This is a genomic window from Streptomyces sp. R33, assembly GCF_041200175.1.
Taxonomy (GTDB): domain Bacteria; phylum Actinomycetota; class Actinomycetes; order Streptomycetales; family Streptomycetaceae; genus Streptomyces; species Streptomyces katrae_B.
Genome location: NZ_CP165728.1, coordinates 374,692 through 383,432 on the forward strand (window position 1 = coordinate 374,692; position 8,741 = coordinate 383,432).

Consider the following 8,741-nt stretch of genomic DNA (forward strand, 5'->3'; position numbering starts at 1 on the left):
GTGGCTGGTGTGATCACGGCGTCGGAGCCGTCTTGGATAGCCCCGTTCACGGGGCTGAGTCCGCGCTGTTTCGGGAAGCTGGTGACCGTGTTGCGGCGCGAGGGTGCGGACGCGGTCCGCAAGGGCCGGCCGTGGAGCCTTCCACTGGAGGACCGCGCTCTGCTGGTGGCGGCGTACTGGCGCACGAACTTGACGATGCGCCAGCTCGCTCCGCTGTTCGGGGTCTCGAAGTTGACCGCGGACCGCATCATCGACCACCTCGGGCCGATGCTCGCCCTGCAGCCCCGCAAGCGGTTCGCCAAGGACACCGTGCTGATCGTGGACGGCACCCTGGTGCCCACCCGCGACCACGCCGTGGCAGAGCAGTCCAAGAACTACCGATATTCCACGAACCACCAGATCGTCATCGACGCCGACACCCGCTGGTCGTCGTGGTCGGCCGGCCGCTTGCCGGAAACCGCAACGACTGCAAGGCCTGGGAGGAATCCGGCGCCAAAGCCGCCGTCGGCACTCGTCCAGGTCGCCGTTCACATCCGCGGCCCCAGCCAGCCTGCCCAGGCCGAGGTCCTCCTCCGTGTCGAAACCCGCCTCGGCGACCAGTCGGACTGACCCGCTGACGCCCCCGCTCGCCGCGGGCGGAAGCGCGCTGCCACCCGACTGGCGGCTCGCGGGCCGCACGAGGGATGTGCTTGCCTAGATCGATCCAGATCGGATGCGCTGAGCAATGACAGCATCATGGTCGGAGATGACCCTATCTGTTCCCCGATGGCGCCGCGTCGGGACTTCGACGCCGGCGGGTGAAGGAGGACATCATGGCTTCGAAACACCAGCAGCAGGAGTTCCGCGTCGAAATCGACGGGATCGCCTTGCCTGACGAATTGGTGCAACGGATCGACGCGGCGGTGCGCCGAGCGGTCCTGCAGGAGCTTGCCGCCGCCAACCTCGGCGGAACGAGCGAAGATCTGCTCTCCGAGGGGCTGACCATCAGCGCACTCGCCGCCGTCGGCGGCCACGGCACCCAGGGCATCCGCGTGCGGCCTGCGGGAGCCGCGTAGATGCAGGGCGCCTCCGAAGACTCAACTGAGCCCGAGCCCGAGCCCGAGCCCGAGCCCGAGCCCGAGCCCGAGCCCGAGACTGAGGCTGAGGCTGAGGCTCCACCCGGACGGATCCGAGCCGAGGGTCTGTTGTGCCCGAGCACCACGTGCCGGGAGGGTGCGGTGGTCATCGCCACGCTTGGGAAGGATGGCCGTCTCGGCTATGTCCGGCCCGCTCTCCCGGTCGACGAGCAGTTCAACCGGACCGCCCGAGAGCACGGCGATCCAGAATCTCGGTTCCGGTTCGCCGACACCTGCGCCCAGGACGCCTGCGAGCACTGGAGCGGACGGCAGTGCGGCCTGGTCGGCAGGTTGATCGACTCCCCGCGCGCTCAGGAACTCTCGTCGGCGGACGACGTACCCCGGTGTGCCATTCGCTCGCATTGCCGCTGGTTCGCCCAGAGCGGCAAGGAGGCCTGCAGAGTCTGCCCGGTCGTCGTCTACCGACCCACCACCATGACTGCGACCGAGGCGACCGGCGACGCGCTGCCTTCCCGCCCCGCTTGGACGGGGGAGAAAGATCACCTCTGATAGATACGACCCCGTAAGAAACTTCCGGAGGCACATCACCGCAGACAGGAAGGGGTGCCAGGCTCCGGACTCTTAACGGATCGGATGTTTATCCATGGCTGTTCCGGGCCGGTCTCATCGACACTTCGGCACATGACTCTGTGCTGAACGGAACCTGGACATGGGGGCGGGGGCGGACGCCGGAGTCGGCGGTGTGACGGCCAGCCCGTGCCAGCCCGTCGAGGACGGTTCCCGACTGCTTGCTGTCGCTGGGCTGGGAGGCCGCCCATTGCCTACCCGTCGTTGGTGCCCAGTGCCTTCCGTGTGGCCGCGATGAGCTCCTGCCTCGCCGCCTGGTAGGAATGCCGCCGCTCGGCCCGTTCCTGCATTGCGCCGCGTAGGTCCTCGCGGTTGGGTTCGTGTTCATGGGGAACTGCCGCGTTCGTCAGCAGGAGGCGTACCTGTTCGCGGTCCAGTCGCGGGACTGCGTTCAGTGCCTGGATCGCCTCCGCGTACTCAGGCGGTGGATCCCCGAAGCGCGGGTTCCACAAGGGGGCTCCCGCAGCACGGAGACGGGCGAGAGCCTCTTTGGCCTGCTGGCCGGCCGAATCGCCTTCCCGGCTCAGCTCGTCCAGTGCCCGCAACGCCCGCTCCGTCGGAGCCCGCCCTCGCGCAGACGAGTACGCCCCCATCACCACACTGTTCATGCGGGTGAGCACACTTTCCATGCCGTGGGGCGCGGCAAGCTCGGCCTCGGCGTACGCCAGGCGGAACGCGTGATACACGCGCTCCACCACCTCCCGCTCGGCGTCCGGCCGCGCCTGCGACGACGTGTAGAGATGCTCTGTCGCCTCGATGCACTCACTTGCCGCTCGCAGGAGGGCCGTGAGAGTCGTCCAGCGCAGCTCGTGCAAGGCATGGCGCCGCGAAGCCTGTGCCGCTGTGGCGGCCGCATCCCGTGCTGCCTGCGCCTGGGCATGTCCGCCGCGAGCCTGGATGCGCGCGCCCACGACGGTCCCCACGATCGTGCCGCACACGCCGGCACCGCCGATCAGTGCAACCGTTATCTCCGTGTCCATGCGAGGCATCATCACGCACGGCTACCTGATGTAACCGGAAAACAGTCCGACTTGGCAGTGGCCACCTCACTAGCCCCGTCTTGGTGCCCTATGCCCAGTCCAGCCCCAGGTCCGCCAGCGCTTTGAGCTGATCCGCGCCGAGTTTGGCGCGCCTGGTCTTGGTGTTGGTGAGCCAGATGCCGAGCTTGACCTCGCTCCCGTCGTCCAGGACTTCTACGTGCCCCCTGGGGACGGTCAGGGTGCCTGTGCGGGCGGTGTACTGGGCGAGGGCGGCTGCGCCCCGCTCGAAGGCCCCTGAGCCGCTCTTGCGCGGCTTGGCGGGGGTCTTCTGCTCCGGCGTGTCGCTGAGGGGGAGGGTGGTTGCGGTATCGGGGGCTTGGTGAGCTGGGGTGTTGCAGGTTGTGTGAGAACGGCTTTTGCGGTGTCAGTCGCGGCTTGGCCTGGGGTTGTTGCAGGTTGGTTGAGAATTGTCTGGGTGTTGCAGGTAGCGCTTCGGTCTAAAGGACCGAGGCGTTTTTCGTGTTGTGGGATGCGTTTGTGCTGGTCAGCGGGCTGATCGACTGGGGTGGGGGCGGTGTCTGGTTTCGGCGTGGTGGTCGAGTTGGACGGCGTCGAGGGTGGTTTTGGTGATGCGTTCGGTGCCGTCATGGATGGCGGTGATGGCGGCTTGGCGGATGAGTCTGGTGAGGCTTCCGATGCGGCCGGCGGTGCGTTGGTGGAGGTAGGTGGCGTGGCGGGGGAGTGTTCCGGGTCGGTGTCGTTCGAGGTCGAGGGCGTTTTCGAGGTCGGTGATGGTGTCGGTGAAGGGGTGCCGGTTGCCGTAGCGGGCGGGGAGGGGCCCGCACTCGATGAGTGAGGCCCTGCCTGCGAGTTGTGCGCCGCGGACGCCGGTGAAGAGGGGTGTCTGGGTGACGTCGATGCCCGCGTACACGAAGGTCGCTTGGATGCGTTCGGTGAGGTCTTTGATCAGGTCGGCGGTTTCGGCTCCGGTGGTGGTGCGGGGGTTGACGCGGTGGATTTCGTCGATCAGGACGAGGCGGATGCCGGTCTGGTTGTAGGTGTGGCAGACGCTTTCGGTGATCTGGGTCTGGGTCATCCGGGCCGTGATGGGGATGCCGAGGTAGCGGGCGAACTCCGCCGCGAGCATCTTGGCGGTTGCTCCGGGCGGGACGAGGACGTACGCGACGGGTACTTGGATATCGGCTGCTCTGTGTGGCTGGGGTGCGTGGCGGGTGTGGGCGAGGTGGCATGTGCGCCCGACGTGGAGGAGGGCTGTGGTCTTTCCCGCGGCGGCAGGTCCGGTGACGATGAGGGAGGGCCGGGCGGTGGTCTGCTGGTACCGGCCGAGGACCAGCAGGGTGCGGATGCTGGCGGCGAGGGTGTCGATGGCGGGGGTACGGACGGTGACGAACGCGGAGTGGTAGGCCAGACGCTCCTCGACGCTCCGTGGCGGATCACCGGGCGCTGGTGGTACCGGGGGCGGGGTGTGGACGAACTCCTGCCAGCCCTGCCAGGTCGTGATCGGCCAGGACTGCCCTACCGGCTCCTCTTCGTTGTCACTCGGCAGGGAGGGGACCGTGGCAGGGCCGGCGCTGCTGGCCCGGGTACCGGTGGTGGGGATGTTGTTCACCATCTGAGTGCTTCCGCATGTGCGTCGTAGAGCCCGAGCCCGCTGTACGGGTGGGCGGGGGAGCTGGGCTCGTGTTCGGGCTCGTCGTCGAACGGCTCTTCGGGGGCATCGTCCAGGTCGTCGAGGCTGTCCCCGTCCGGGTCGGTGCCCGTCTGACTGATGGCGGTCTCCTGGCCCCTGAGCCTGGCTGGGGCCGGGACGGATGCCACGGCAGGCAGGGGCCTGGTGGCGCGGCCGAGGAGGCGGTGCTCGGCGCGGGTGGCGCGGCCATCGCCCGCCCGGCGCATGAGCTGGTCGAGGGCGTCGGCGAGGTCGGCTTCGTGCTGGTCGGGATCCGGGTAGCGGACAGCTTGGGCGCGGATGTGCTGCCAGGTGCGTTCGTTGAACGGATGGTGGGCGTGGTCGCTGTGGATCCAGGGGATCTCGGTCAGTGTCCCGTCGGTGAGGCGTAGCCAGATCTGCCGGACGTCGTGGGGGTTGTGGTGGACCTCCCACTTCCCGCCGCGCGCGGTGACAGGCGAGGGTCGGCCACGGTAGGGGGCGAGGAGGTCGTGGTCGTAGGTGCGGTGATGCAGGCGGATGCCGCGTTCGGTGATGGCTGTCCAGCGCACCGGCAGCAGCTCCAGGTAATCGTCCCCGGTGAGGGGGACGGGCACATAGCCGGCGACGGAAATGAGGGCGGCCCACATCTGGTTCGGCGTGAGCACGGCCTTCGGCAGGGCCGGGTGGCGCAGGCCCTCGTGGGGACGGTGATGCCAGTGAACCAGCCACTCGTCGAGAAGGTCCTGGAGTTGCGGGACGGTGAAACAGGCCTCGTGGTGGGCGTCGGGCCCGCGCTGGGTGACGTTGGGGCCGGTGTAGCCGGGCAGGTGCTGGCAGAACAGCGAGTTGATGGAGCCGAAGGTCCGCTCGACGATGCCTTTCGCGGTCGGCGCGTACGGCGGGGAGGCCTGGACGCTGATCCCGAGGGTTTCGCAGGCGGCGGTGAACGCCTTCGACAGGTAGATGCTGCCCCGGTCGGTGACGATCATCTCCGGTACGACGGCCGGCCGTGCGGCCGCCCCTTGCAGGCGTTCATCCAGCGTCAGCAGCCGCTCGTGCGGGAGCAGCGAGCTGTGGGCGAACCGCAGGGCGTCGGGCCAGGTCGGCCGGGCGGGGTGAGGGACGGCCATCTCCGCCAGGAGCAGGGCAGCGTCGACAGCCTGGGTACTGCTGGGGCAGAGCACGGCGGCGAGGATGGCGCGGGTGGCGACATCGACGGCGATGGTGAGTTCGGGCCTGCCCACGGTGCCGTCGTCGAAGACGGCCAGGACATCCAGGCGGGTGGTGTCGATCTGGACCTGCTCCCCGGGCCGCAGCGCCATGGTCGGGGTGAGGCCGCGCCCGTCGGTGGTGATGGGCTCGGTGCGCACCGGGCGGCCGGGGAGATCAGCAGGGTGGGCGAGCTGGTGGACGAGCCGGTAGAGGGTGGCCTGCGACGGCGCGGGCACATTGCCGGGCCCGTGCTTGTCCTCCAGGATCTGCAGGACGTGGGGGAACAGGGCGTTGATGGTGCCCTTGGACCGGCGCCTCTGCCGGCGCAGCGCCTCGGTCACCGCATCCGTCACCCGCTCGTCCTGCCGTCCTGCCGTCCTGCCGTCCTGCCGTCCTGCAGGAGCGGGGCCGCGGGTGGTGCGGTGGTCGATCAGGCCCCACAGGCCCTGCTTGCGGTAGGCCAGGCGCATGCGCTGGATCGTCGCCCGGGACACCTTGGCGAAGCCCAGCGCGGTGAGCTCGGCGGCTTTGGCCTGCTCCCGCTCGGTCAGCGTCCACCGGGCGGGGTCGTACTGCTCCCGCACCCTTCCACCGCTGTCCGGCCCGCCGGGCCGTCCGCATTCGACTTCGCGGATGTGCCTCTGCCAGGCCAGCGCCTTCTCCCGAGCCGCGGCGGGGGCCGTCTCGAACAGCCCCCACTGCGGCACCGGCAGTGCCTGCTCAGCCTGCGCCCCTGCCGGCTTGAAGTCAGGGTCGGCGAACAGGTGGCCGGTGAGGACCACTGCGCTGCTTCCGTCCTCGCGGGCCAGGTGCACGCACTGCCCGGCCAGCGCGACGACTTGCCATCGCGCGTCGTCGAAGCGGATGTACGCGCCGACCGCTACAACGGGCCGTCCGCCCCGGGGCTCCGTCACCGTACCTCCCTGAACCGGCCGCCGATCTCGTAGTGCGGACCTGCCGCGACGGCCTCGGAACGCGGAAGGATGCCGACCTGGACCAGGACCCGCTCGTGCAGTGGCCTGTCCAGCGGAACGCTCAGGTGGCCGTGCCACAGTGCGTGAAACGCGGCGGGGAGGACTTCGATTTGGTCGCCGACGGCCTGGACGCCCTCGATCAGCGGCCGCGGGCGCGCGAAGGCTTCCAGCACGGCGGCGGTGAGGGCGGGGCGGATCTGGTTGCGGGGGTGCCGGTAGCCGCCCAGCCACCGCAGGTTGGCCGCCAGTACCGCATCGAGCGGTTCCAGGCGCTGGTAGCTCCACCCGACCTGTTCACATGCCTGCTCCATCATCACGGAGGCCCTGAAAGCCTGTTCCCCACCCGCCTCAGTGTGGCTGGGGCAGTCGGCGAGCAAGGCGGTCCCGTCCGCACGCCGTGCGAAGAGCTGCGGAGTCCACGACCGCACACGCCCCTGTTCGTCGTGCCACAGCAGCCGCACGGGCCGCCCGGCCAGACCGATGATGTCCGGGTCGCGGTCCAAGACCATCAGCTGCGCGCGCATCGCATTCGACCCGGAAGCGACATGCCGGCCGGTGGTCGCCGACCACCACAGCCCCGGCCCCCACCGTCTGCCCGGAACCACCGGGAACGCCGAGACCGGCTCCAGCTCCTCGAACGCGACGGTCACCGCCCCGTCCACCCACCGCTGCCGCACGGCCTGCCCGCCGAACCCGGCGAACGCCACCTCGAACCCGGACCCCTCACCAGCGTGCTGCGCACCGCCGGCCCCTGACGCGCCTGTCACGTGGCCGAGTCAACTACCACCGCCAGCAGTCTTGCCCGGTTTGCCCATTCTGATCGTGCGAGAGCGCCTGATGCGGTACTACGCCCGCTACGCCCCGCTCCTGGACCGCCCTCGGACTACTCATCGCCTTCATCCGTGGCGAGGGCATCAGTGTCCAGCCCTGCCCATTGCTCGACGTCGTGCAGGGCGACGCCAGCGTTCAATGCTGCGAGTGCGGTCTCCCGGAGGGCTTGGTCGAGGAGGTCGATGGAGTGACTGAGCCGTTGCAAGAGAGACTGGGCAGCGTCCGCGATACGGCCCCGGTGCGCGCCGCGCAGCTGCAGCAATTCTTCCTGGGCAGCCTCGATGAGGTTGGTGATCAGCATGCGTTGCTCGGGGGACACGGTGGAGCGCCAGTTCGTACCGGAGCCGCCTACGGCCTTCTCTCTGGTCTGTTCGCGCAGCAGGGCGGCCATGGTGGGCGGCTGTTGATCGGCCCCCACCCGCCACGGCCCGGCGTCGTAGGGATCAACCGCGGAATGCCGCCGTCGGCGGATGACGGCGGCATTCCACGCGATCAGCGGACCACCGTCTGTCGCGACCAGCGGCCCCAGCCAGGGGCGTCCCACAAGCTCCCCGAGACGACGACCGAACTGTCCGTCCTCGGGCAGCGGCCGAGGGCGTCCTACGCCGCTGTCGGCCCACACCAGCTCCTCGATGCCCGGGTCCAGCAGCGCACCGGCCACCGCCACCGCTTCGGGGAAGACCACCGCGTCCCGCCCGACTGCCCGCCAATGGTCGAAGTTGCCGCTGGCGTCACCGCCTGCGACTTGGTGCAGGCGACGGGGCCAGACCACCTCTTCTTCCCAGTGCAGGGCGTGTTTCCACCACCGGCACACGACCGCCCGTGCGAGGCCGAAGACCTCGGCCAGCTCCACTCCAGCCCTGCGCGCACGACGCTCCACCCCAGCCCACTGCTGCTGCGCCCTGACGACTTCCGGGAGCGCGCTCAGATCGAGGTTCTCAAGGGGCTGGTCGGCGTCGGCGTCCAGCCCCCAGCGGCCGTGCCGCCCGCACACCCGCTGCCAGTGCCCTGCGTAGCGGACCACGCGCACGGCCTGCCCGGTGCGCCTGGCTACGCACAGCCGGCAGCCGAACGCCACCGGCCCTACGACTGCGCCCCCGACACGCCAGAGGGCTTGCGGGACCTGCTCCGCGTCCTGCTCGGAGAGTTTGTCGTCGCCGTGTTTCCAGGACGGCAGCGCGCGTTCGAGAGGCTTTTCGTCGACTCCGCACAGCCGCGCCAGCACCGCGCGGCCGGCTGTATCGAACAGCACCTCCGCGTCCGCGCGCAGCGCCCCGCCGGGGTGGCGGGGCTGGTGGTTCTTCCACTGCCAGTGCCCCAGTAGCCAGCTCGGGTCCTGGCCGTAGCGGGAGGCTACCCGGCAGATCAG

At 69.7% G+C, this 8,741-nt stretch carries 7 protein-coding genes and 2 pseudogenes; 3 read left to right on the forward strand and 6 right to left on the reverse strand.

Going from position 1 to position 8,741, the window contains the following annotated elements; all coding sequences use genetic code 11:
- The 3 genes and pseudogenes from AB5J51_RS41945 to AB5J51_RS41955 all read left to right on the forward strand — a co-directional run.
- Positions 1-509, forward strand: a pseudogene (locus AB5J51_RS41945) (transposase family protein); the annotation flags it as partial.
- 303 nt (positions 510-812) lie between these two features.
- Positions 813-1,055 carry a hypothetical protein gene (locus AB5J51_RS41950; RefSeq protein WP_369780693.1) on the forward strand — a complete coding sequence of 81 codons (243 nt, stop codon included), beginning with the start codon at positions 813-815 and terminating at the stop codon, positions 1,053-1,055.
- Between the two features lie 162 nt (positions 1,056-1,217).
- Positions 1,218-1,625 (forward strand): hypothetical protein, encoded by a 408-nt coding sequence (locus AB5J51_RS41955; RefSeq protein ID WP_369780695.1) that lies wholly within the window; start codon positions 1,218-1,220, stop codon positions 1,623-1,625.
- Positions 1,626-1,897: 272 nt separating this feature from the next.
- Here AB5J51_RS41955 and AB5J51_RS41960 read toward each other — a convergent pair whose 3' ends face one another.
- The 6 genes and pseudogenes from AB5J51_RS41960 to AB5J51_RS41985 form a co-directional block, all read right to left on the reverse strand.
- Positions 1,898-2,683: a hypothetical protein gene (locus AB5J51_RS41960; protein ID WP_369780696.1), complete on the reverse strand. Its 786-nt coding sequence runs from the start codon at positions 2,681-2,683 to the stop codon at positions 1,898-1,900.
- An 88-nt stretch (positions 2,684-2,771) separates the two neighbouring features.
- Positions 2,772-2,963, reverse strand: a pseudogene (locus AB5J51_RS41965) (helicase associated domain-containing protein); the annotation flags it as partial.
- Positions 2,964-3,227: 264 nt separating this feature from the next.
- On the reverse strand, positions 3,228-4,205 hold the full coding sequence (locus AB5J51_RS41970) for a TniB family NTP-binding protein (RefSeq protein WP_369780717.1): 978 nt from the start codon (positions 4,203-4,205) through the stop codon (positions 3,228-3,230).
- A gap of 104 nt (positions 4,206-4,309) precedes the next feature.
- On the reverse strand, positions 4,310-6,481 hold the full coding sequence (locus tag AB5J51_RS41975) for a Mu transposase C-terminal domain-containing protein (protein ID WP_369780698.1): 2,172 nt from the start codon (positions 6,479-6,481) through the stop codon (positions 4,310-4,312).
- A complete protein-coding gene (locus AB5J51_RS41980) occupies positions 6,478-7,308 on the reverse strand; it encodes a TnsA-like heteromeric transposase endonuclease subunit (protein WP_369780701.1) in 831 nt (276 codons plus the stop codon). Before AB5J51_RS41980 ends, AB5J51_RS41975 begins: the two co-directional genes overlap by 4 nt.
- A 116-nt stretch (positions 7,309-7,424) precedes the next feature.
- Positions 7,425-8,741: DNA-binding protein (locus AB5J51_RS41985; protein ID WP_369780703.1), on the reverse strand; the 1,317-nt coding region annotated here is incomplete at its 5' end.

Excerpts from the sequence above, each read along its gene's own strand:
- AB5J51_RS41950 (WP_369780693.1), top strand. The coding sequence starts at position 813 with ATGGCTTCGAAACACCAGCAGCAGGAGTTCCGCGTCGAAATCGACGGG.
- AB5J51_RS41960 (WP_369780696.1), bottom strand. The coding sequence starts at position 2,683 with ATGGACACGGAGATAACGGTTGCACTGATCGGCGGTGCCGGCGTGTGC.